Source organism: Sphingobacterium siyangense (genome assembly GCF_007830445.1).
GTDB lineage: Bacteria > Bacteroidota > Bacteroidia > Sphingobacteriales > Sphingobacteriaceae > Sphingobacterium > Sphingobacterium siyangense.
Map to the genome: position 1 here is coordinate 221,767 of NZ_VLKR01000003.1, position 22,741 is coordinate 244,507.

A 22,741-nucleotide genomic window follows, 5' to 3' on the forward strand; every position below is an offset into this window, starting at 1 on the left:
ATAATCTATTATAAAATTATGATGTCACACAAGCCATCTTTTGATTTAGAGATCAAAAGTTACAGAGAGCAACAAAACGCTGCCGTAAGCTTAATTCAAATTGTCAGTAACCTGTGGTATAACCACGCTATTGAACTTGTATTTTTTAGAAATCAACTCATTGATGTAAAATCGAGTTCAATTCTCAACCTGATCAAGGAAAGCGTCCTCCTTACCGACGAGCCATTCAATATTTTTGACACCCTCCACGTGGCACAGGTATTGGAAAAACTAACCCTATCACCTGCGCGTATCGATATCGGAAAACTTACCTTACAGGTCAAGAAACAGACTATTGAAAACAACGATCTACCTAGTTTTATTACAAATGAATTAAAAGATATCAATCAACAAGCGGAATTAAAACCACGCGATGTTGTGCTTTATGGATTTGGCCGTATCGGCCGTTTACTCGCCCGAGAGCTTATGCATAAAGCCGGTGCTGGACAGCAGCTTCGCCTTCGTGCCATTGTAACACGGGACGCCAATGATAGCAAGTCCATATTGAAAAGAGCGACACTATTAAAAACAGATTCCATACATGGTGCGTTCGAAGGCGACGTACAGGTCGACATTCCAAATCAGGCTCTTATTATCAATGGCATCACTGTCCACCTTATCTCTGCCAAACAGCCAGAGGATATTGATTATACTTATTATGGAATACAGCATGCTTTAGTCGTCGACAATACGGGTGCTTTTCGAGATGAGCAAGAACTGAGTCGCCACCTGAAATCCAGAGGTGCCGCCCAAGTTTTATTGACAGCACCCGGAAAAGGTGTTCCAAATATCGTATATGCTGTCAACGAAAATGATATTGACGTGGAACAGCATGCGATATTTTCCGCCGCTTCCTGTACGACCAACGCAATCTCTCCTATTTTGGCGGTCCTTGAAAATAGAATAGGTATTGAAAAAGGGCATATCGAAACCATACATTCCTATACCAACGATCAGAACCTTGTCGACAATATGCACAAGAAGTCCAGAAGAGGGCGTGCCGCAGCGCTCAATATGGTGATCACAGAAACTGGAGCGGGGACTGCCGTTTCAAAAGTATTGCCTTCATTGAAGGGCAAACTGACCTCCAATGCCATTCGCGTTCCCGTACCAAATGGATCATTGGCAATTTTAAATCTCGAAATTAAATCTAAAACTACCGTCGAAGAAATCAATGCACTTTTAAAAGAGGCATCACTACAGGGTGACCTTGTCGAACAGATTAAATTTTCTAAAGACAATGAACTCGTTTCTTCCGATATCATAGGCTCCACTGCCGCTGCGATCGTGGATGCTCCAGCGACGATAGTCTCGTCAGATGGTAGGAATGTCATCCTATATGTCTGGTACGACAATGAATACGGATATTCTCATCAGGTAATGCGCTTATCTCGTCATATTACTGGCGTAAGAAGGTATACATATTATTAGCATCAAACTTTAAAAATATAAGCGGTAGTTCGTTGTGCAATTACCGTTTATATTTTTACAGGATTGCTTTTGAGGTATTTCATAATTATCGGTGTTGCTCCTGCTTTCTGCAGAACATATTCACGGGCCAATTTTCCGGCCTCTTGACGGACAGTCTGATCTTGTAAAACAGCAAAAACTTTCTTTAATTCTTTAGCACTGGCAATGGCGAAACCCGATCCATTTTGTACGAGATCTTTCGCTTCCTGAAATTTCTTGAAATTTGGTCCAAATAGAACCGGTATGCCATATGTTGCTGCCTCTAGAGTGTTATGTATTCCAACGCCAAAACCACCACCAATATAGGCCAGTTGGCCATACCCATACAAAGACGAAAGCATACCAATGTTATCGATAACCAGTACCTTTGAATTGGCTATTGTTGCGGCATCGTAGGTAGCCATGTCCGAAAAGCGGAGTGCCTTCGGCCAAAGGTTAAAAATGCTCGCCAGATGTGATTCATTGATTTCATGCGGAGCCAAGATCAGCTTATAGTCTGAATAATCCAAAAGCAATTCCTGTAGAGCCAGCTCATCCTCGGGCCAGGTACTTCCTGCAACCAGCGCCGGATTTTCCCCAATAAATTGGCTGATCTCAGGAATCATTTTTCTGCTTTTAGGAATGTCTACCACACGATCAAAACGTGTATCTCCGGCTAACCCGGCATTCCGTATCCCAAATTCTTTCAAAAGACGTACACTTTCTTCATTTTGCACAAAGAAGTAAGTCACATAACTTAAAATTTTCAGAAAAAAAGTACCATAGGCCTGAAAGAAAATCTGATCGGGTCTAAATATTGCTGAGATCAAAAACAAGGGAATGCCCCGTCTATGCAGGCCTTCAAAAAAATAATACCAATATTCATATTTCGTAAACACAGCGAAACTTGGATTGATCAAGTCGAGAAAAAGCCGTGCGTGCTGAGCAGTATCGTAGGGGAGATAAAAAACATAATCGGCCAAAGCAGTGTTTTTTCTGATTTCATAGCCAGAGGGAGAATAAAATGTTACAATTATTTTATGATCCAAATAATTATTTTTCACTGCTTCCAGGACAGGTCTTCCTTGCTCAAATTCCCCCAATGAAGCAAAGTGAAACCAAATATGTTTTTGGGAAGAATCAACCGTTTGTTTCATCCTCGAATACCAGTCTTTTCGTCCCTCTACCATGAGCTTGGCTTTGGCATGAAAAGGAGCCAAAATACGCAGTAAGAGTCCATAAAGAAAGATTCCAATTGAATAAAGCAAACGCATGTTTTTAAAATAATGTTTATCTTAGTCAAAGATATTAAACCCATTTCATTAAACGGAACCATTGAGTGGAAAATAAACATCGCAAACGGATTTTGATAACAGGAGCAGCTGGCTTCCTCGGTTCTCACCTTTGCGATCGCTTTATTGCGGAAGATTACGATGTAATTGGAATGGACAACCTGATTACCGGAGATCTACAGAATATAGCACATCTATTTAAGTTGGAAAATTTTGACTTCTATCATCACGATGTCTCAAAATTTGTGCACGTTCCCGGGCACTTGGATTATATCCTGCATTTCGCTTCGCCAGCCAGTCCCGTTGATTACCTTAAAATTCCCATACAAACATTGAAGGTAGGATCTTTGGGCACACATAATCTCTTGGGCCTAGCGCGTGCTAAACAAGCACGCATTTTGGTAGCCTCCACCTCTGAGGTATATGGCGATCCACTGGTTTCACCACAATCCGAGGACTACTGGGGCAATGTAAATCCCGTGGGACCTCGTGGTGTATACGATGAAGCGAAGCGCTTCCAAGAGGCAATAACGATGGCCTATCACAATGCACATGGTCTGGATACCCGTATTGTCAGGATATTTAACACCTTTGGTTCCAGAATGCGTCTCAATGACGGCAGAGCTATTCCCACCTTTATCGCACAAGCGATACGTGGCGAAGACATCACGATTTTTGGCGATGGTTCACAAACACGATCATTCTGTTATATTGACGACCAGGTCGAAGGCATCTTTCGCTTGTTGCATTCGGCATGTGCTACACCTATAAATATTGGTAATCCAGACGAAATCAGCTTGCTACAATTGGCCCATGAAATTGTCGAATTGACAGACAGCTCGAGTAAAATCGTCTACGAACCATTACCGGTTGATGATCCCAAACAACGGAAACCCGATATTGGCTTGGCCAAATCAAAATTAGCCTGGGAACCTCAAATAGACCGAAAAACAGGATTGAAAAAAACCATAGCATTTTACAAAAAGATCCCTTTGGATAACTTATCACATAAAGACTTTACTTACTATAATCAACAATAATGAACAAAAAAATACTAGTCACAGGAGGAACAGGTTATATCGGTTCGCACACAGTAGTCGAACTACATCAAGCAGGATATGTACCTGTCATCGTGGATGATCTGTCCAATTCAAACATCAAAATTTTGGATCAGGTTGAAAAGATCATCGGCGTTAGACCTGAATTTCACCAATTTGACCTTTGTGACACAGAACGCGTGAATGAATTTGTAAAAAACAATACCGATATCTCAGGAATTATCCATTTTGCGGCCTCTAAAGCTGTAGGTGAATCTGTACAGAAGCCTTTGAAATATTACCACAACAATTTCTTCTCGTTAATTAACTTATTAGAGGCATATCAAAATAAGCCTATTAATTTTGTCTTTTCTTCAAGCTGTACCGTATATGGTGAGCCAGACTACTTACCTGTAGACGAGAGTGCTCCCGTGAAAAAGGCAACCTCTCCTTATGGAAATACAAAACAAATTGCTGAAGAAATTCTACAGGAAACTGCTGCTGCATATGACAACTACAATATTATTGCGCTCCGTTATTTCAACCCTGTAGGTGCACATGAGTCGGCACTGATCGGTGAATTACCAAACGGTGTTCCTCAGAACCTGCTTCCTTTTATCACACAAACAGCCATTGGAAAAAGAGAAAAATTGACGGTATTTGGCTCTGATTACGACACACCGGACGGATCTTGTATCCGCGACTATATCCACGTTGTTGATTTAGCAAAAGCTCACGTTGCAGCAATCAGATTATTGGAAAAAGGCAACCCGAACGGAAAATACGATGTCTTTAATGTGGGAACAGGAAATGGATATTCTGTCCTTGAAGCGATCAAGGCTTTTGAGAAAGCTTCAGGACAAAAATTAAATTACGAATTTGGTCCACGTCGTGACGGAGATATCATCAAAGTTTACGGGGACGTCACTAAATCGGCCAATCAGTTGCATTGGAAAGCAGCACTTGGTATTGATGAAATGATGGCTTCTGCCTGGGCATGGGAAAAAAATCTGAAGGAAAATCCATTGGATTAAACAGTAGCCTCTGCTGCTACAGCAAAGCATTATACCCAGCTTAACTTTATATGACCGTCTTAAAAACGTAGACGGTCATAACTTGGCTCCCAAAGGGTCCTTCTGCCAACTGAAGGTCGACATTAAACAAACTCCTTGTCGGAAATATATTCCATGAGCATCCCGGCCTGATCTCCGAGCTTCTTTTTCAAGCGCTGCATAGATTTTTTTATCGCGTCTGGAGTAACCCCCAATACGTTGGCTACTTCCTTATTATTTAGCCCCAGTTTCATAAGCACAATTACCCTCAGATTAGATTCCGTTATATCGGGAAATCTAGATTGTATATCCTGGAGTAAATTGGGAAATTCTTTTACAATCAATAATTTAAATTCCTGCCATTTCTCTTCAGTGATGAGATGTGACTGCAACAATATTTTTAGCTCCTCGCGATCTTTTTCAACAACATTCCCTTTTTCTTCAAGCATCGCAGAAAGTACATTTATCTGTTCATTATTCCGCTTAAGATAAGCGACGTATTCTTCAACTTGGCTTTTAGAACTCACCAGTTCCCTGTCTAATTCTGCTTTTGTATACTTTAAATTAAGAAGCTGATATTCATAGTCACGTATCCGTTTTCTAGCACGGGATCGAATAGCATTATAAATAAAAAAGAATAATACCAATACCAATAAACTTAATATTAGCCATAATCGCCTCTCAGCTTGCTTTTTCTTAATAACAGCTTGTGCCAGCGATAATTTATCGGCGTACTTTTGCTTGTCGGCCATAAACTTCAATTGGGACAATACTGGATCACCATCTAAAAAACGTAATGAGTCTTGGAGACGTTCTATTCTTCTTCGTGCATTCAGCTCACGACCTATATCGTTACTTTGCATCGCCAAATTCAACTTGTGAATCTCAAGTTCAAGTATTGTCTTCTTATCATCCGAGCCCAATAAAAGAGATTCAGCTTCCGCAATCATATGACGAACATCCTTCGTTTCCTTATTCGCTATATTTAATCGAATACGCATCACTAAGGCGAAAATTGTATTTCGGTCATTCCCAAGAGATCTGGAAATCTCAAGATCTTTATCTAGGAGCGATAAAGCCTTATGGTAATCCTTCATACCTTCAAACACAGCCGCCTGATTACCTAAGATCTTCGCGTAGCGTAATGAGTCATTTTCTGAAAGTGCTAAAGTTTGAGCCAATTCAAAAATTTTCATTGCCTGCAAGGTATCACCACCACTTTTCAATGTCAGTAAACCTAAATTGTCCAAGATTTCAGCTTTCAATTTCGGTGAAATTTGTTCTTGTCGTTGCCCTAAATCCAGATATTTAATTCCAGAAGTATAATCACCTAAAGTTCCAAAAAAATAGCCAAGCTTCTTGTAAGTTTGCGTTAGGTCTAAAACAAGCTCTTTCGGTATATCTTCAAGCCCTTTCTCTCCTTCCAAGATAAAAGGTAATGCCTCAGAGGCTTTCAGGCATCGATATAGGTAAAAGCCATACATTACCTTTACCCAAATGCGTACATTTTGATAGCTATAGCCTTCTTCAAGGTCCAGCGCTTTTAAATAGTATTTATCACTAAAGTTATTTCTTGCGCCTTCGGCATTAAACGACTGATCCGCCAGTAAACAATAATAGATTGCCAAAAGTGCCTTATCATTTTTTCGTACCGCTTGGCTAAAATATGGTGCAAGATATTTGCTTAACGACAGACTAGAGGATTGATACTGCGCTGATTCTTTTATAATTGTTTCGTAAAAGTTCTTCTCCTCAATCGAGGAATTGGAATCCATTAAATCCATCCCGTAGACAACATGACAAGGTATGATTGTTAGGAAAAGAAAAAATAGAAGACATCGAAACATATCGGCACAGGCATTGAATTTCGCAATAAAAATAAAAAATAATTTTAATTAAATCATCATGAGACAAAATCAACCAACTACAAACACAGTTAAGATTTAGATCGTAATTAGACCTTACATTCTTTTATTAAAAATAAGAATAGTACATTAAATAATACGCTACTATTGTTCGCTAATTAAACAAAGAAGCCGCTTTTTAAAAAGCCTTGTGACTATTCACAAAAAGCGGTGCGATTCTTCTTCTGACCAATAGTATTACTTGTCATCAAAAAAATGATAAATATGATCTGGTGTAATAGCTTTCGTTAATTGGACATCATATTCATTTTTATCTGCAATAACATCAATTGGATTAAAAAAAGATAGTCCGACACGCTGTACACCAACTTTACAAGACGAGAAAAAACGGTCGTAAAACCCTTTTCCATAACCTACTCTATAGCCGAAAAGATCAAAAATTAACAACGGCACTATAATCATATCAATAAGCGATGAAGCTACCTTAATGCCAGAGGTTGGCTCTGGAATACCCCAGTTGTTCGTCTCAAATCGTGTATGTTCATCCAATATGAAATGTTGCATCGAGTAATCATCAAAATTAGATCGCGAAACAACGATCTTTATCTGCGGAAAAAACTCTTGAATATAATTTATTATTAAATATGTATTGGGTTCGTGGTATTTCCCTATGGGAAGGAAAATATGCAAAAATTCGACCCTTGAGAGATCAAGCTTTGTAAATTGCGAAAGTAATCGTTCATTGAGCGCAGTTTCTCTCTCTAAAGACAATTGACATCGCTTAGTTTTATATTCAAGTCGTAATTCTTGTTTCGATTTCATTTGTAGAATAGTTATTCCTAAAATTTATTTCCCTTTCTTACCAAAATCCCCATTAAATTCCATCACTTATGCCAAGATCAATCAAAAATAGCATTCCTTCCAATTCAATTTTTATTTAAGCTTCAAAAGCAAATAGAAATTCTCGTTCAGAATAGAAAAACCAGGTGTTAAACGCAGTCTAGTCATAAAAAAAACGGCCTTGTAGCGAGCGCTAACAAGACCGAATAATCAACCTAAACCTAAAATCTTTCTATTATTTTACGCGCTCGATATAATTACCTGTTTGCGTATCGACTCTTACTTTCTCACCTTGATTAATGAACAACGGTACCATAATTTCAACACCAGTCTCTACAGTTGCTTTTTTCAACGCATTTGTAGAAGTATCTCCTTTTACAGCCGGTTCAGTATATGTAATTTCTAACTCAACACTTTTTGGAGCTTCTGCCATGATAGGCTCATCACTTTCAAAAGCAATAATTACAGTCATTCCCTCTTTCAAGAAACGAGCTGAATCACCGAACAAAAATTTAGGAATATTGAATTGCTCGTATGTATTGTTATCCATTACCACGAAGAAATCTCCATCCTCATACAAATACTGATAATCGCTAGTTTCTACACGTGCAATTTCTACAGATTCGTCAACTCTAAAACGGTATTCAACTAACTTACCAGTTTTAACATTACGCATTCTCGCTTGATAAAACGCACGTAAATTGCCTGGTGTACGGTGTATATATTCTTCTACGGATACTAATTCTCCATTAAATCTTAAGATATTTCCTGATTTTACCTCTGATGCCTTAGCCATTCTTTGAATTGAACTTTAAACGGTTATCTCATTATTGAGTCGTCAAAAGTACAAAAACTAATTGTGTTATTAAAATTTCATTCGCTACTTTTTTTTCTGAAAGTGTTTGTTTTTATTGGCCGGAGAGAACCTTCAGTTCACTTTCGTAGCTGTTAATGGTTATGCAATCTTGATGGTTTATGGGAAATAATCATTTTTGATACAGGACAAAAAACTTTTCTCCTATTTTTAATAGGGCAGAAACAATTGTTGATCCCCTAAGACTTGAAATCGACGATAGAAATACTTTCATCGCAGAATTCATACTCTTTTTTTTGGTTGGAACAGACGATAAACAATCTAGATTCCACTTTTGTGCGCTCAATTAAACGAAGATACCATTGTTCACCCGCACTATCCAAATTACTTGTAGGCTCATCCAACAAAACCAAGGCAGATGCAGAACAACAAGCTAGCGCTAGCTTTACACGTTGACGCATGCCTGATGAAAAAAACCGGATCTCTCTGTCAAGCGCATGTTCCAATCCCAATACGTTTACAACAGTTTCTTTATCAAAAGAAGGAAGATAATTTTTAAATTTAAAATGAAAATCAATCAGCTCGTTTAAGGTAAACTCCTCGATCAGTTCAACATAAGGAGCTGCGAGAGACAGCTGCTGATATATAGTTTCCACACCTAGGACTTGGTCTCCATCCGTGTAGATCAATTCACCCGATGAGGGTGTCAAACTACTTGAAAGCACTTTTAGGAAAGTGGACTTCCCAGAACCATTATGGCCAAGGATGGCATAACTCTTGCCGGACTCGAAGGTATAGTTTATATGCCTAAAAATCCATTCATTGTTATACCTCCTACCAATATCTTTTAATGTAATTTTCAAATTCACTAGAATCGACAACGCGACTACATCGCTCTATTATTGAATCCTTTCATGATACCCCGGCCGGAGTTCCGAATAAAATCCAAAATTTCATCACGGATTTCCGTTGCCTGATATTCAGCTTCTATAATTTCTATTGCTTTAGCCAGGTTTCTGTTTTGGACAAAAAGAATTCGATAAAGATTCTGAATCTCGGCAATTTGCTCTTCCGAAAATCCTCTTCTTCTCAATCCAACAGAATTAATACCAGCATAAGAAATCGGTTCACGTGCGGCCTTAACAAAAGGAGGAATATCCTTACGCACCAATGAACCACCGGTAACAAATGCATGCGAACCAATTTTGACAAATTGGTGAACAGCAACCATTCCAGCAAGTACAACATAATCACCTACTGTAATATGTCCAGCAAGTGTACTGTTGTTCGAAAAAACACAATTATCACCTACTTCACAATCATGTGCAACATGACTATAAGCTTGGATCAAACAGTTTTTTCCAATGACCGTTTTATACCTATCCTTGGTTCCTCTATTGATTGTTACACACTCACGAATGGTTGTATTGTCTCCAATTTCAGCTGTGGTAATCTCACCATCAAATTTTAAATCTTGAGGTTCCCCAGAGATTACTGCACCGGGATATATTTTACAGTTTTTTCCAATTCGAGCTCCATCCATGATCGTCACATTTGATCCTATCCAAGTGCCTTCACCAATGACGACATCTTTATAAATGGTTACAAATGGCTCGATGACCACATTTTTAGCAATTTTTGCCTCCGGATGAATATAAGCTAATGGCTGTATCATCTATACTACTTTAGTTGTTATTTACTCTTACGATCTGTGCCATAAGCTCCGCTTCACACACGATTTTCTCTCCTACCATAGCCACACCTTTCATTTTTGCGATACCTCTTCGGATCGGCTCCATCAAGTCACATCTAAAAATAACAGAATCCCCTGGAGTTACCTGCGCTTTAAAACGTGCATTTTCAATTTTAAGGAATAAGGTCAACCAATTCTCTGGATCAGGAACCGTCTTCAGTACTAAAATTCCCCCTGTTTGTGCCATAGCCTCTACTTGCAAAACACCAGGGAATAATGGTGCACCAGGAAAATGTCCCATAAATAAATCTTCGTTCATGGTAACATTCTTCAAACCCACAACATGTGTTTCTGTCAACTCAAGAATTTTATCGACCATAAGCATGGGTTGACGATGAGGTAAAATCTTCATGATTTCAACCGTATCGTATAATGCCGGCATATTGGGATCGTAAACTTTAATTTTTTTACGTGTTTTATCTTTCTTGATCTGCTCCTTTATCTTTTTTGCAAAAGCCACATTCGCTGCATGGCCTGGCCTTGCAGCCATAATATGCCCTTTCAAAGGTCTTCCGACTAGCGCTAAATCTCCAACCATGTCCAACAATTTATGTCGAGCAGGTTCATTTTGGTAACGCAATTGATTATTGTTTAATATTCCTTCCTTAGCAACTGCAACGGTTTCTTTATGAAAAAGATGCGCTAATTTTTGCAATTCCTCAGGAGAAGTCTCCTTGTCCACAATAACGATTGCATTACTTAAATCACCACCTTTAATAAGGCCATGATCAACCAACATTTCCAATTCGTGTAAAAAACAAAACGTACGCGAAGAGGCTATTTCAGATTTAAAATCCTCAATCGATGTTATTGCTGCATGTTGACTTCCCAACACAGGCGAATTAAAATCGATCATACAAGTCAAACGATAACCATCCATTGGCATGCCCAGTATTTCGACTTTGCGATCTGGCTCTGCATAATGAATATTATTCGAAATCTCATAATAATCCCGATCAGCATCTTGTTCCTCAAATCCCGCTTCCTCTAACAACTTCACAAAAATAGCTGAACTACCGTCTAGAATTGGTATTTCAGGACCATCAATATCAATCAGCACATTATCAATTTGTAAACCAATTAACGATGCCATCAAATGTTCAATTGTACTCACACTTGCTCCATTCTGCGTTATTGTCGTCCCCCTGGAGGTATCCGTAACATTATCCGCATCAACCAAAATTTCTGGTTGCCCCTCTAAATCTACACGTCTGAACTTAAACCAGTGATTTTCCGGAGCGGGTTTAATAGTCATCGATACAATTTTTCCTGTATGAAGACCTACCCCCGAAATTTCAACCTCGTTTTTGATGGTTCTCTGTTTTACATTCATTTCTAATAACATATTTTTAAATCAAAACTTCTTTTGACAAAACATTTATCCTTTAAGCTATATCGATGTTCGCCATCGCCTTGCTAGGAATGATTATTTCATCACAATTAAAGAACAGTTTATTTTCAATGAAAAATAATTATTTCAATTTTTTTTCTACTAACTTTTCTAACTCTTGGATTCGTTTTTCCAACTCAGGAAGACGTGCAAAAATTACATTGGAGCGCAACTGCGGCTGGTAAGGCATCACTGGCGTACCGCCCCACTTTTTACCTTCTTCTTTAATCGATCTATTCACTCCTGATTGGGCTTGGATTTGAGATCCCTTTGCAACAACAATATGTCCAACGACACCAACCTGACCTCCTAAAACCACATGTTCTCCAATTTTTGAACTACCAGAAATACCTGTTTGCGCTGCGATTACGGTATTCTTTCCAATATCAACATTATGTGCAATTTGAATCAAATTATCCAACTTAACACCATCGCGCACTATTGTAGCGCCCATTGTTGCCCTATCGATTACAGTATTGGCGCCAATCTCGACATTATCCTCCACTTGCACATAACCAATCTGAGGTACTTTTTTATATGTTCCGTCTTCTTGTGGAGCAAATCCAAATCCATCCGATCCAATCACAACACCAGAATGTACTACCACATTTTTCCCAATCTTACAATCATGATAAATCTTTACGCCTGGGTAGAGTGTTGTATTATCGCCAATCGTAACTTTATCGCCAATATAGACTTGTGGGTAGATTTTCACGTTATCTCCAATGGAAGCCCCACGCCCAATATATACGAATGCACCAATATAACCTCCTTGGCCGATCTCCGCTTCAGCATGTATAAAATGTGGTTCCTCACGTCCGCTTTTGTCAAGACGAAACTCATTATACATATTCAAAATAGTAGAGAAAGCAGCATATGCATTCTTAACCCTTATGATCGTCAATGTTGGCTTAGTTGCCTGCGTCAATTGTAAATCTTCATTAACAATTACAATCGAGGCATCAGTAGTATAAATAAAATGCTCATATTTTGGATTTGACAAAAAAGAAAGATCGCCTTTTTTACCTTCCTCAATTTTGGCAAGGTTACCTACAGTAACTTCTGGATTTCCTTCAATCCGTCCTTCTAATAATGTCCCTATTTGTTGAGCAGTAAATTGCATGGTACAAATCTATGTTTTTTTATTAAAAAATAACTACTTGATGGAAGTAATTGCAACATATCCCACCTCTTTTGGATAACATAAGGCGTATTTAGCTACATTTTTCGACAGTGCTTCCAAATTACCTAGATCAGAAGCCTCCGTTATATCGACGAGCTCGCCCGATTTCAATAGTATTTTAATTTGATCCCTGGAAGAATTATAGGCCCGGTTTTGAATTTCTTGCATAAATACATAATAATGGATATCCTCTTGAGCCACCCCCATCTCAGCTTGTACTTTCGCCTTTACTAAATTAACATATTCTGGCAAGAATGGCTTATCACTCATGACAGATCGATATAGATTACGTTTCATAACACGTTGGCACATTGTACTTAAAATAGGATCCTCATGACGTTCCCATGTTTTTATGGCAGACATAATATCCGTATCATCTAAACGAGTAAACCAATCCAAATGTAACGGGTCATCCAAAAAGTTAGTTTTGTTGACCTGCTGGCTTAAAAACCAATGAAACGCCGGAGTAGAAAAGAGCTTATGGCCAGCAGCCGTCAAATATTTTGCCCGCTGCAGAATTTTAATCAATAACTGTTCCGCACCGATAACGGTCTTGTGTAAATAGACTTGCCAATACATCAACCGCCGCGCAATCAGAAATTTCTCTACAGAATAAAGTGCTTTATACTCCACCACTATTTCATCCTCCACCACATTGAGCATTTTTATAATCCGGTCAAATGAGATGACGCCTTCCGATACGCCTGTAAAAAAACTATCTCTATTGAGGTAGTCCATTCGATCAACATCCAATTGGCTCGACACCAATTGATGAAGAAATTTACGTTCGTATTTATTATTAAAGATTGTAATTGCAAGACTTAGTCTTCCACCCAGATCATTGTTGATTCGATCCATTAAAAGGGAAGACAATAGCTCATGAGAAACACCTTCAATCAAACTATGCTCCAAGGAATGTGAAAAAGGGCCGTGACCTATATCATGCAGCAATATTGCCGACAGAACAGCCTCCTCTTCATCCCCTGAAATTATAACACCTTTACTCCTCAAAGTTTCCAATGCCATCGACATCAAATGCATCGCTCCTATGGCGTGCTGAAAACGAGTATGCAAAGCTCCGGGATAGACGAGATGTGTCATGCTCACCTGCTTAATATAGCGGAGCCTTTGGAAATAAGGATGTTGCACTAGGTCAAAGACCAATCCTGTAGGAATAGCGACAAATCCATATACCGGATCATTAATAATTTTATTTTTGTTCAATGTGGAGACAAATTAATACGATCATCAACACTATAAATATGAAACCGAGCCCTTTAATCGTGAACTCCTGGTTAACACTAGTATAAACTTAAAACAAAGATAGTTAGTTCATCGTTAAGAAATGTTAAAAATAAAATCTGAAGCACGATATTTGCTTATGTTAGCATGAGATCGAAAATCCGATCCTCCCCTCTACTACTAATAGACATATAATAACAAGATGCAAAAAACACATATTCTTTGGGCTGACGATGAAATTGACTTTCTAAAACCACACATTTTATTTTTAGAAAGCAAGGGTTACAAAGTTGACACAGTCAACAATGGAAATGATGCCGTTGAAGCCTTTAAAAATGGTTTTTTCCACCTCGTTTTCTTAGACGAAAATATGCCTGGGCTAACCGGGCTCGAAACACTTGCCATACTCAAATCGATCAACCCTACTGTCCCCGTTGTTCTGGTCACAAAAAATGAAGAAGAACATGTCATGGAAGATGCCATCGGCTCCAAAATAGATGATTATCTTATCAAGCCGGTCAACCCCAAGCAGATCTTGATGACAATAAAAAAATTAACGGAAAACAAACGTCTTGTCAATGAGAAAACATCCATGGCTTATCAACAAGACTTCCGCAATTTGGGGATGATCCTGAATGACAATCTGGATTTCAACCAATGGTCAGAAGTTTACAAAAAACTTGTCTACTGGGAATTGTCCCTCGAAAAGCTTGAAGATAACAATATGCATGAAATTCTGACGATGCAAAAATCCGAAGCAAACATGCAATTCTCCAAATTTATAGAAAACAACTATATCCAGTGGATTAATCGCCCCGAAAACGCGCCCATTCTATCACACCAGCTATTTAAGAAGAAGGTATTTCCGACCATAGAAGATGATATACCGACATTTTTCTTTTTAATAGACAATTTGCGTTTCGATCAATGGAAAATTATCAATGAGGTAATCACCGACTATTTTAGACTTGAGGAGGAGATAAACTATTACAGTATTTTACCAACAGCAACACAATATGCTAGAAATGCCATCTTTAGTGGATTAACTCCACTGGAAATGGAAAAACGCTTCCCTAAATTATGGCAAAACGATGAAGATGAAGGTGGCAAGAATTTATATGAGGATAAATTTTTAGAAGATCAGATCAAGCGACTTTACCGCAAGTCTATAAAACACTCTTACACGAAAATTTTGACCCTGGAACAAGGAAAAGACGTGTTAGACAATCTCGGCAATTTGATGCACAATCAACTGAATGTATTGGTGTATAACTTTGTTGACATGCTTTCGCACGCGCGTACGGACAGCTCTATGATTCGTGAATTAGCAAACGATGAAGCGGCTTATCGCTCCCTCACTTTGTCATGGTTTGAACACTCACCTCTATTGGAGGCTTTAAAATGGCTCTCACAAAAGAAAGTTCGTGTGATTATTACAACCGACCATGGCACGATCCGTGTAAAAAAGCCAAGTAAAATTGTTGGTGATCGAAATACAAATACAAATTTGAGATATAAGCAAGGGAAAAATCTGAACTATATTGACAAAGATGTTTTTGCTATCAAAAATCCCCACGAGGCACAGTTGCCTAAACTTCATGTTAGTTCAACATACGTTTTTGCCAAAGAAGATTCGTATTTTGTTTACCCCAACAACTACAATCAATTTGTCAATTACTTTAATGGAACATTCCAACATGGTGGAATCTCTTTGGAAGAAATGATTATCCCCTTTGCGACATACTTACCGAAATAGTAATTTTGCAACATGGAAATTATTGTAAATACGACAGCAGATCTATCTCAAGCGGCTCAGACACTTTTAAATAGTTTTCCAAAGGACCGGATTTTTCTATTATATGGTTCAATGGGAGCAGGAAAAACAACTTTTGTAAAATACCTGTGTAAACAATTAAATGTACAAGATAGTACATCTAGTCCAACATTCTCCATTGTTAATGAATATGAGTCTCCCGCAGGCCCCATATATCACTTTGATTTTTACCGCATTAAAGATGAGCAGGAGGCATTCGATTTTGGCTATGAGGAATATTTCTATTCAGGTGCATATTGCTTTGTTGAATGGCCGGAGAAAATCCCCAATTTACTTCCTAAAGAAGCAAAAGAGATACATATTAGCATCATAGATGCAACAACACGTAAAATTTCTATTCGTTAACTACCTTTTCTCTACTATGGCTCATTTATCATCTTGTCAATATATTCCATCTGATATCCATGTTCCTGGACTAGCGGCTATACACGCCGAGCACCTTAGCTTTTCCTTTCATGAGAACAATATGCAGTTTGCTGTTGAAAATAGTTCTTTCGATATCGATGAAGGAAAAATAACAGCAATCATTGGTGAATCTGGCAGTGGAAAAAGTACATTACTGCGACTTATCTACGGTCTTTTGGAACCAACTGGGGGCATTGTGCGCTATAAAGGTTGGCAGGTTCCAACGCGCAAGGACAAGTTAATCCCCGGACATGATGCCATGAAATTAGTCTCGCAAGGCTTTGACGATTTGAATACTTATGCCAATGTATGGGATAATGTTGCTTCGCAGTTGCCAAACACAGATATCAAACGCAAACAAGACAAAACTGCGGAAATATTACAACGTCTACGGATAGATCACCTCGCTAAAAAAAGAGTAGCAGACATCAGTGGCGGAGAAAAACAACGTGTCGCCATCTGTCGTGCTTTGATCAACGAGCCTGAAGTCTTACTTATGGATGAACCATTCAATCAGGTCGATGCCTCTTTTAGGGATACCTTACAACAGGACATCAAGGATATTGTTAAAGAAACCGGGCTAACCGTCATTTTAGTTTCACACGATCCGACGGAAGTACTTGCTTTAGCAGATAACCTCATCGTGATGAAATCTGGTAAAATCCTAGATCAAAACAATCCACATGTATTGTATAGCAATCCATCGCACCCTTATACGGCGCAATTACTGGCAAAAAGCAATATATTACAAGTTGAGCAAGCTCAAAATTTAGGCATAACAAGCGAAAAACCAGTCGCGATACATCAAGAATGGATTTCAATAAGTCCTTCTGAGCAGTCTACTTTTTTTGTAAAAGATGTGCGATTCAGAGGTTTTTATTATGAAATCGTCGTCAGTAATAATGAGATTAACTTACATGCGATTATAACATCGCAGATAATTCCACAGAAACTACAGGCTGTCGATCTAACAATATCTCACTGGATACATTTTGACCATTAATTGTATATCCTAGTCTTGTGTGTCTAGCCAAGATAAAAATGCGTCAAACCATAACTTGTCTGAGGTTTTGTTAATTAACCCAAAGCCGTGCCCCCCTTGCTCAAAGGTATAAAGCTTGTTGGGCACTTTTGACTTGTCCAAAGCTGCCATCATTCTATAGCTATTTTCTATTGGCACAGCCATATCGTCTTTGGCATGCACAAAGAAAACCGGACAAACCTCAGAAGATACCTGCAAATTGGAAGAAAACAGCTTGATTTGGTCTTCCGAAGGGTTTTCTCCAATGAGATTTATACGCGAACCTTTATGTGTTATATCGTTTTCCATAGAGATTACTGGATAAATCAATCCTGCAAAATCAGGTCTTAGGGATACATGGGAAGGATTCGCTATGTAATCTTTCTTAAACTTCGTAATTAAAGTGGAAGCCAGGTGCCCGCCAGCGGAAAACCCTATCACCCCAACTTTTCGAAGTTCAGGATGCAAGGTTCGGATCAATTGCATTGCTCGCTGGGCATCTTGAAGAGGTCCTATTGATTTGTCACGCATAATGTTCGGCGAAGGCAATCGGTATTGTAAAACAAATGCTGAATAACCATTTTTTATCAACTCTTTAGCAACAGCATGACCTTCATGATCCATTGCTATATGAGAATACCCACCTCCCGGAATAACCAGTACGGCGATATTTTTATCAATACTTTTATCTGCCATATATGCAAATAACTTCGGTACATTTTTTTCTAAATTTACTTGCCCCTTATCAGTCGAGTTTGGAATGGAATCTGCATAAAGGTTGATTGTTTCCTGCGCCTTAACGAGAGAAATCAACGAACATAAAATCATAAAAATTCTTTTCATTAAAATGATATTTTAAAAGATAGCTCCAGACTACATATACTAGAAAAAACGAATCAAACATGAGCTGGATATCCATGGTTTATAAGGAAGAAACAACTAAAAGATCTAAATCTTTCGCCGTCATATTAAATCTTGAGGCCATGTCAACATTTGTAAGGTTTCCTTGGTATAAATAAATTGAACTCCGAATACCGGGATTCTTCCAAATTGCATTTTTCAGTCCCCCAAGTTCAGCAAAATCAAGCAAAATAGAAGTGAAGATATTGCTCATTGCATAAGTAGCTGTTCGCGCTACCCGAGACGCTATATTGGGAACACAATAGTGAATAACATCAAATTTACGAAAGATAGGTTTATCGTGAGAGGTCACCTCCGATGTTTCAAAATTACCTCCTTGATCAATGCTTACATCTATAATAACGGAATTGGGTTTCATTTTAGAAACAGTTTCTTCCGAAATCACACAAGCGGAACGTCCATTACGCGCTCGTAAAGCACCAATAACAACATCCGAACTGATCACGGCCTTGTTTAAAATAATCGGTTGTATAACGGAGGTAAAAACACGACTACCAAGATTATTTTGTAGGCGTCTAAGTTTATAAATCGAATTATCAAACACCTTTACCTCTGCTCCTAACGCCAAAGCCGTTCGGGCAGCCTGTTCACCAACGGTGCCCGCGCCAATAATAACGACTTCTGTGGAAGCTACGCCTGTCACACCACCGAGCATCAGTCCCTTCCCTCCAAATGCATTGCTCAGATACTCTCCCGCAATTAAGGTTGCCGTTGCCCCTACGATTTCGCTCATCGCACGCACCACTGCTAGGCAACCGCCCTCATCTCTTAAATATTCATAAGAAATTGCAGTGATTTTTTTATGCATTAACGCCTTTAGTACATCCAGGTTCATGAGTGAAGGTTGTTGAGAAGATAATAAAAGCTGCCTTTCTTTCATCAACTTCACTTCACTAAGGATAGGGCTACCAACTTTAATGATCAGATCTGCTTGGTACACCTCTTCCCGAGATGAAACGATACGAGCCCCCTGTTCACTATAATGATGATCTAAAAAATTGGCTCCAGCACCTGCTCCAGTCTCAATGATGACTTCGTGTCCATTTTCTACCAATAATGCAACCGCTAATGGCGTCAAGCAGATCCGCTTTTCCTGAAGCGAGATTTCCTTTGGAATGCCTATAAATAAACTTTTTGCATTCTTTTTCTTCTCAAACAGCATCTCTTTTGGAGAAATCATAGCCTGACTCGCAAGCTTTCCTAACTCATTCATCTTGTAAAATTGATAGTTAGCTAAAATTACAATAAAAAATCAATCTTATCAAACGAAGATAAATTTGGTTTGGCACGGCTTTGGAATGAAACAAATTTATCTACATTTGTTTAAACTAATCAGATATAGTACCATGCTCAGTAAAGTCAATATAGTGCCACGGTGGATCATTTTTTTATTGGACATCTTTAGTGTTTCCATCGCTTATCTCCTCGCAAATGTTATTTACTATGATTTTAACTTCGATTTTCTGCTCGACATTGATTTTAGCATTCGTTACATTTTATTTATAGCCATATGTTCTTTATCATTCTATCTCTTCAAGATGTATACTGGGATAGTTCGTTACACGAGCGCTATCGATTCAATACGTATATTATCAACGATAACATTTAGTGTTTTCGTTCTCCTGGTTATAAAATTAGTGATCCAAGCAAACGAGATAGAGCGAAACATTCCAACTGCACTCATTATCTTCTTTGCACTCTTCTCCTTTCTTATTTTAACCGTATATAGAACAATTATTAAAATTTTCTTTCTATACACCAAAAAAGTCAATGGATCCAGAAAAAAGACACTGATCTACGGTGCCGGTGACTTGGGAATTGCTGTAAAAAGAACTTTAGACCATGATGTACGATCCAAAAATGCTATTGTTGGATTCTTAGATGATAATGAACAAAAAATCAACAAGGTAATTGATGGGACCAAAATATATTCCTCGCAGAAGTTCAGCCATCTGATCAATACATTAAATGTTGAGGAGGTTATCATCGCTTCGCACAACATTCCTTCGGACCGTAAAAATGAAATTACAGATGTTGCGCTCGAAAAAAATGTCAACATATTAACGCTCCCTCCTGTTAAAAAGATCATGAATGGTGATCTTAACCCCAATCAGATCCAAAAAATAAAAATTGAAGATTTACTAGAAAGGGAGCCGATTAAGATTAACGACGATCACATCCTAAGCCAAACGAGAGGTAAAAGAATCTTAGTTACTGGGGCAGCAGGCTCCATAGGTAGTGAGATTGCATCCCAATTGGGAAAATACGAGCCTCAGATGATTATCCTTTGTGACCAAGCGGAGTCCCCGTTACACAATCTCCAACTTGACCTTCAAGATGAATTTCCAAATCAAGTTTATCATACTTATATAGCAGACGTCCGAAGTACAAAAAGGATGCAATTACTTTTTGATACTTTCAAGCCGCATTATGTATATCATGCGGCAGCATACAAACATGTGCCAATGATGGAAAACCATCCTTTGGAAGCAGTACAGACCAATGTCATGGGTACTAAGAATCTAGCAGATTTAGCCGTGGAATTTCAAGTTGAAAAATTTGTTTTTGTCTCTACCGATAAAGCTGTCAACCCCACTAATATCATGGGAGCGACAAAGCGTATCGCAGAAATTTATGTACAATCGTTAAACAATCATTTGGAAAATTCCTTAGGGGCAACTGTGCACACCAAATTTATCACAACCCGCTTTGGCAATGTCTTAGGCTCCAATGGATCAGTTATCCCTCGATTCAGAGATCAGATTCAAAAAGGTGGTCCTGTAACAGTTACGCATCCAGAAATTACGCGGTATTTTATGACCATTCCCGAAGCATGTCGACTAGTCCTTGAAGCTGGAACAATGGGACAAGGTGGCGAAATTTTTGTATTTGATATGGGTAAATCTGTAAAAATAGTTGAGTTAGCTAAAAAAATGATTCGTCTTTCAGGATTTAAACCGAATGAAGATATTGAAATAAAATTCACTGGATTAAGACCTGGTGAAAAACTATATGAGGAGTTATTAAATGATTTGGAGAATACCTTGCCGACGCACCACGAAAAGATCATGATCGCCAAAGTCAGAGAAAATAATTATGATATTGTAAGTATAAAAATCGAAGAATTACAACAGCGTTTAGCGACACAAAACAAAAACGAAGTGGTGTATCAAATGAAAATTATTGTACCTGAATTCAAAAGTAAAAATTCCATCTACGAACAGCTAGACAAGGAAATTGAACTATCGAATGAGTCGGAAAACCAAAGTTAATTCACTTTAAAATTTGCAAAACACTTGCAAATTTGCTCGAAAAGTGTATTTTTGCAATCCATATTTTACTGATTAGTAATGTCTAAAAACACAAATAATACAAATCAAGGTTTCAAACCTTCAAAAGGATCTTTTTTTCAAGATAACCAAAAAAGTGTAGTGTTCATTTTAGGTGGTATCGTTGTATTGATCTTACTTTATTTTGGATATCAAAAGCTGTATCTAGATCCAAGAGCAGAAGAAGCTTCGAACCGTATGTACAAAGCAGAACAGCTTGCTACAATTGATTCTTTACAAAGTAAAGCAATCATGGGCGATGGTGCGTTTCTTGGATTTAAACAAATTGCGGACGAGTATTCCAATACAAAATCTGCAAATATTGCAAACGCCTATTTAGGAGGTTTATATTTGCGGCAAGGTAAATTCGATGAAGCTGCGAAAGCGCTTGAAAAATATGCTCCAACAGGAAGCCAAATTCTAGACCCACTCGTAATTGGTTTAACAGGTGATGCTTTTTCAGAGTTAAAAGACTACAAAAAAGCCGCTGATTACTACAAGCAAGCTTCTGAAAAATCAAGCAACTCGTATACAACTCCACTCTTTTTGAAAAAACTAGGACTTGTATATGAAGCACAAAATGACTATAAAAGTGCAGAGACTGCTTACAAGAAGATTAAAACAGATTTTCCAGAGAGCCAAGAAGCTTCAACAATTGATGGTTTATTGGGTCGTGTACAAGCACATTTATAAGAGAATAATTGTAAAAGTATAATAAAAAGAGGCCATTTGATAGCCTCTTTTTTTGTGACCATCTAAAATCACTATCTTTGTTACTATTATGGCAAGTAGCATTAAAAATTTATCCGACTTTTCGCACATCCAGGTTGCGGATGCAAGTCCATTCAAATTTGCAATCGTTGTTGCACAATGGAATGCAGAAATTACAGGTGCATTATTGAATGGTGCAATAAAGGGCTTGGAAGAGCATGGCGCTAAGGAAAACAACATCCAAGTCATAGAGGTTCCTGGAAGTTTCGAATTAATTTCAGGAGCAGACCTCGCATTCAGAAACCAGGGTTTTGACGCTGTTATCTGTTTAGGTTGCGTCATTCAGGGGGAGACCAGACACTTCGATTTTATCTGCGATGCAGTTACAAATGGTATTGCCAATGTAGGGCTCAAATATAATAAACCAGCTGTTTTTGGCGTATTAACAACGGACAACCTTCAGCAAGCATTGGATCGTGCCGGAGGGAAACATGGTAATAAAGGTGAAGAAGCTGCTATTACAGCAATACAAATGGCTCATATTGCCAAAAAATTCTAGTTTGG

20 protein-coding genes are annotated in these 22,741 nt (G+C 38.4%); 9 read left to right on the top strand and 11 right to left on the bottom strand.

The window, feature by feature from the left end; all coding sequences use genetic code 11:
- Positions 1-18 precede the first annotated feature (18 nt).
- Positions 19-1,470 carry a glyceraldehyde-3-phosphate dehydrogenase gene (locus tag IQ31_RS04870; RefSeq protein WP_244294331.1) on the top strand — a complete coding sequence of 484 codons (1,452 nt, stop codon included), beginning with the start codon at positions 19-21 and terminating at the stop codon, positions 1,468-1,470.
- A 47-nt stretch (positions 1,471-1,517) separates the two neighbouring features.
- Here IQ31_RS04870 and IQ31_RS04875 read toward each other — a convergent pair whose 3' ends face one another.
- Complete coding sequence (locus tag IQ31_RS04875) at positions 1,518-2,762, bottom strand: 3-deoxy-D-manno-octulosonic acid transferase (RefSeq protein WP_145327245.1); 1,245 nt, start codon at positions 2,760-2,762, stop codon at positions 1,518-1,520.
- A 65-nt stretch (positions 2,763-2,827) separates the two neighbouring features.
- On the opposite strand from IQ31_RS04875, the gene IQ31_RS04880 reads away from it, so the two are divergent.
- Both IQ31_RS04880 and galE read left to right on the top strand, forming a co-directional pair.
- On the top strand, positions 2,828-3,820 hold the full coding sequence (locus IQ31_RS04880) for a UDP-glucuronic acid decarboxylase family protein (RefSeq protein WP_145327247.1): 993 nt from the start codon (positions 2,828-2,830) through the stop codon (positions 3,818-3,820).
- Entirely contained in the window at positions 3,820-4,851 is a 1,032-nt protein-coding gene (galE, locus tag IQ31_RS04885) for a UDP-glucose 4-epimerase GalE (RefSeq protein ID WP_088160000.1), read from the top strand. The genes IQ31_RS04880 and galE overlap by 1 nt, the downstream gene beginning before the upstream one ends.
- Positions 4,852-4,973: 122 nt before the next feature.
- Here the strand turns inward: galE and IQ31_RS04890 are convergent, their stop codons facing one another.
- The 8 genes from IQ31_RS04890 to IQ31_RS04925 all read right to left on the bottom strand — a co-directional run bounded on the left by IQ31_RS04890 (position 4,974) and on the right by IQ31_RS04925 (position 13,938).
- Positions 4,974-6,653: a helix-turn-helix transcriptional regulator gene (locus IQ31_RS04890; RefSeq protein ID WP_145327249.1), complete on the bottom strand. Its 1,680-nt coding sequence runs from the start codon at positions 6,651-6,653 to the stop codon at positions 4,974-4,976.
- A 318-nt stretch (positions 6,654-6,971) separates the two neighbouring features.
- Positions 6,972-7,556, bottom strand: coding sequence for a 5-formyltetrahydrofolate cyclo-ligase (locus IQ31_RS04895; protein WP_145327251.1), 585 nt, complete (start codon positions 7,554-7,556; stop codon positions 6,972-6,974).
- Positions 7,557-7,809: 253 nt separating this feature from the next.
- The gene (gene efp, locus IQ31_RS04900; protein WP_046674772.1) at positions 7,810-8,370 is read right to left on the bottom strand and encodes an elongation factor P; all 561 of its coding nucleotides are present in this window, start codon (positions 8,368-8,370) and stop codon (positions 7,810-7,812) included.
- A gap of 257 nt (positions 8,371-8,627) precedes the next feature.
- The gene (locus IQ31_RS04905; protein ID WP_312208582.1) at positions 8,628-9,257 is read right to left on the bottom strand and encodes an ABC transporter ATP-binding protein; all 630 of its coding nucleotides are present in this window, start codon (positions 9,255-9,257) and stop codon (positions 8,628-8,630) included.
- A 17-nt stretch (positions 9,258-9,274) separates the two neighbouring features.
- A complete protein-coding gene (lpxA, locus tag IQ31_RS04910) occupies positions 9,275-10,063 on the bottom strand; it encodes an acyl-ACP--UDP-N-acetylglucosamine O-acyltransferase (protein WP_075990789.1) in 789 nt (262 codons plus the stop codon).
- 10 nt (positions 10,064-10,073) lie between these two features.
- On the bottom strand, positions 10,074-11,474 hold the full coding sequence (locus IQ31_RS04915; protein WP_172840641.1) for a bifunctional UDP-3-O-[3-hydroxymyristoyl] N-acetylglucosamine deacetylase/3-hydroxyacyl-ACP dehydratase: 1,401 nt from the start codon (positions 11,472-11,474) through the stop codon (positions 10,074-10,076).
- Between the two features lie 139 nt (positions 11,475-11,613).
- On the bottom strand, positions 11,614-12,654 hold the full coding sequence (lpxD, locus tag IQ31_RS04920; RefSeq protein ID WP_075990787.1) for a UDP-3-O-(3-hydroxymyristoyl)glucosamine N-acyltransferase: 1,041 nt from the start codon (positions 12,652-12,654) through the stop codon (positions 11,614-11,616).
- 33 nt (positions 12,655-12,687) lie between these two features.
- Complete coding sequence (locus IQ31_RS04925) at positions 12,688-13,938, bottom strand: HD domain-containing protein (protein WP_145327253.1); 1,251 nt, start codon at positions 13,936-13,938, stop codon at positions 12,688-12,690.
- A 220-nt stretch (positions 13,939-14,158) separates the two neighbouring features.
- On the opposite strand from IQ31_RS04925, the gene porX reads away from it, so the two are divergent.
- The 3 genes from porX to IQ31_RS04940 are packed head-to-tail and all read left to right on the top strand — an operon-like array spanning position 14,159 to position 17,198.
- Positions 14,159-15,712: a T9SS response regulator signal transducer PorX gene (gene porX, locus IQ31_RS04930; RefSeq protein WP_075990785.1), complete on the top strand. Its 1,554-nt coding sequence runs from the start codon at positions 14,159-14,161 to the stop codon at positions 15,710-15,712.
- A gap of 12 nt (positions 15,713-15,724) precedes the next feature.
- Entirely contained in the window at positions 15,725-16,135 is a 411-nt protein-coding gene (tsaE, locus tag IQ31_RS04935) for a tRNA (adenosine(37)-N6)-threonylcarbamoyltransferase complex ATPase subunit type 1 TsaE (RefSeq protein ID WP_145327255.1), read from the top strand.
- 16 nt (positions 16,136-16,151) lie between these two features.
- Positions 16,152-17,198 (top strand): ABC transporter ATP-binding protein, encoded by a 1,047-nt coding sequence (locus tag IQ31_RS04940; RefSeq protein WP_075990783.1) that lies wholly within the window; start codon positions 16,152-16,154, stop codon positions 17,196-17,198.
- 9 nt (positions 17,199-17,207) lie between these two features.
- On the opposite strand, the gene IQ31_RS04945 is transcribed toward IQ31_RS04940, so the two are convergent.
- Together IQ31_RS04945 and IQ31_RS04950 are read right to left on the bottom strand one after the other, a co-directional pair.
- Positions 17,208-18,059, bottom strand: coding sequence for an alpha/beta hydrolase (locus tag IQ31_RS04945; protein ID WP_075990782.1), 852 nt, complete (start codon positions 18,057-18,059; stop codon positions 17,208-17,210).
- Positions 18,060-18,138: 79 nt separating this feature from the next.
- A complete protein-coding gene (locus IQ31_RS04950) occupies positions 18,139-19,350 on the bottom strand; it encodes an alanine dehydrogenase (protein WP_075990781.1) in 1,212 nt (403 codons plus the stop codon).
- Between the two features lie 133 nt (positions 19,351-19,483).
- Here IQ31_RS04950 and IQ31_RS04955 point away from each other — a divergent pair, with 133 nt between their 5' ends.
- The 3 genes from IQ31_RS04955 to ribH all read left to right on the top strand — a co-directional run bounded on the left by IQ31_RS04955 (position 19,484) and on the right by ribH (position 22,736).
- Positions 19,484-21,409 (top strand): polysaccharide biosynthesis protein, encoded by a 1,926-nt coding sequence (locus IQ31_RS04955; RefSeq protein WP_075990780.1) that lies wholly within the window; start codon positions 19,484-19,486, stop codon positions 21,407-21,409.
- Positions 21,410-21,487: 78 nt separating this feature from the next.
- Positions 21,488-22,159, top strand: a complete 672-nt coding sequence (locus tag IQ31_RS04960) for a tetratricopeptide repeat protein (RefSeq protein ID WP_088159993.1) — start codon at positions 21,488-21,490, stop codon at positions 22,157-22,159.
- Positions 22,160-22,247: 88 nt separating this feature from the next.
- On the top strand, positions 22,248-22,736 hold the full coding sequence (gene ribH / locus IQ31_RS04965; RefSeq protein WP_145327257.1) for a 6,7-dimethyl-8-ribityllumazine synthase: 489 nt from the start codon (positions 22,248-22,250) through the stop codon (positions 22,734-22,736).
- Positions 22,737-22,741: the final 5 nt, after the last annotated feature.

Coding starts and splice junctions, on each gene's coding strand:
- IQ31_RS04870 (WP_244294331.1), top strand. CDS start 19: ATGATGTCACACAAGCCATCTTTTGATTTAGAGATCAAAAGTTACAGA.
- IQ31_RS04875 (WP_145327245.1), bottom strand. CDS start 2,762: ATGCGTTTGCTTTATTCAATTGGAATCTTTCTTTATGGACTCTTACTG.
- galE (WP_088160000.1), top strand. CDS start 3,820: ATGAACAAAAAAATACTAGTCACAGGAGGAACAGGTTATATCGGTTCG.
- IQ31_RS04890 (WP_145327249.1), bottom strand. CDS start 6,653: ATGGATTTAATGGATTCCAATTCCTCGATTGAGGAGAAGAACTTTTAC.
- IQ31_RS04895 (WP_145327251.1), bottom strand. CDS start 7,556: ATGAAATCGAAACAAGAATTACGACTTGAATATAAAACTAAGCGATGT.
- efp (WP_046674772.1), bottom strand. CDS start 8,370: ATGGCTAAGGCATCAGAGGTAAAATCAGGAAATATCTTAAGATTTAAT.
- lpxA (WP_075990789.1), bottom strand. CDS start 10,063: ATGATACAGCCATTAGCTTATATTCATCCGGAGGCAAAAATTGCTAAA.
- IQ31_RS04915 (WP_172840641.1), bottom strand. CDS start 11,474: ATGAATGTAAAACAGAGAACCATCAAAAACGAGGTTGAAATTTCGGGG.
- lpxD (WP_075990787.1), bottom strand. CDS start 12,654: ATGCAATTTACTGCTCAACAAATAGGGACATTATTAGAAGGACGGATT.
- porX (WP_075990785.1), top strand. CDS start 14,159: ATGCAAAAAACACATATTCTTTGGGCTGACGATGAAATTGACTTTCTA.
- tsaE (WP_145327255.1), top strand. CDS start 15,725: ATGGAAATTATTGTAAATACGACAGCAGATCTATCTCAAGCGGCTCAG.
- IQ31_RS04940 (WP_075990783.1), top strand. CDS start 16,152: ATGGCTCATTTATCATCTTGTCAATATATTCCATCTGATATCCATGTT.
- IQ31_RS04945 (WP_075990782.1), bottom strand. CDS start 18,059: ATGAAAAGAATTTTTATGATTTTATGTTCGTTGATTTCTCTCGTTAAG.
- IQ31_RS04950 (WP_075990781.1), bottom strand. CDS start 19,350: ATGAATGAGTTAGGAAAGCTTGCGAGTCAGGCTATGATTTCTCCAAAA.
- IQ31_RS04955 (WP_075990780.1), top strand. CDS start 19,484: ATGCTCAGTAAAGTCAATATAGTGCCACGGTGGATCATTTTTTTATTG.
- IQ31_RS04960 (WP_088159993.1), top strand. CDS start 21,488: ATGTCTAAAAACACAAATAATACAAATCAAGGTTTCAAACCTTCAAAA.
- ribH (WP_145327257.1), top strand. CDS start 22,248: ATGGCAAGTAGCATTAAAAATTTATCCGACTTTTCGCACATCCAGGTT.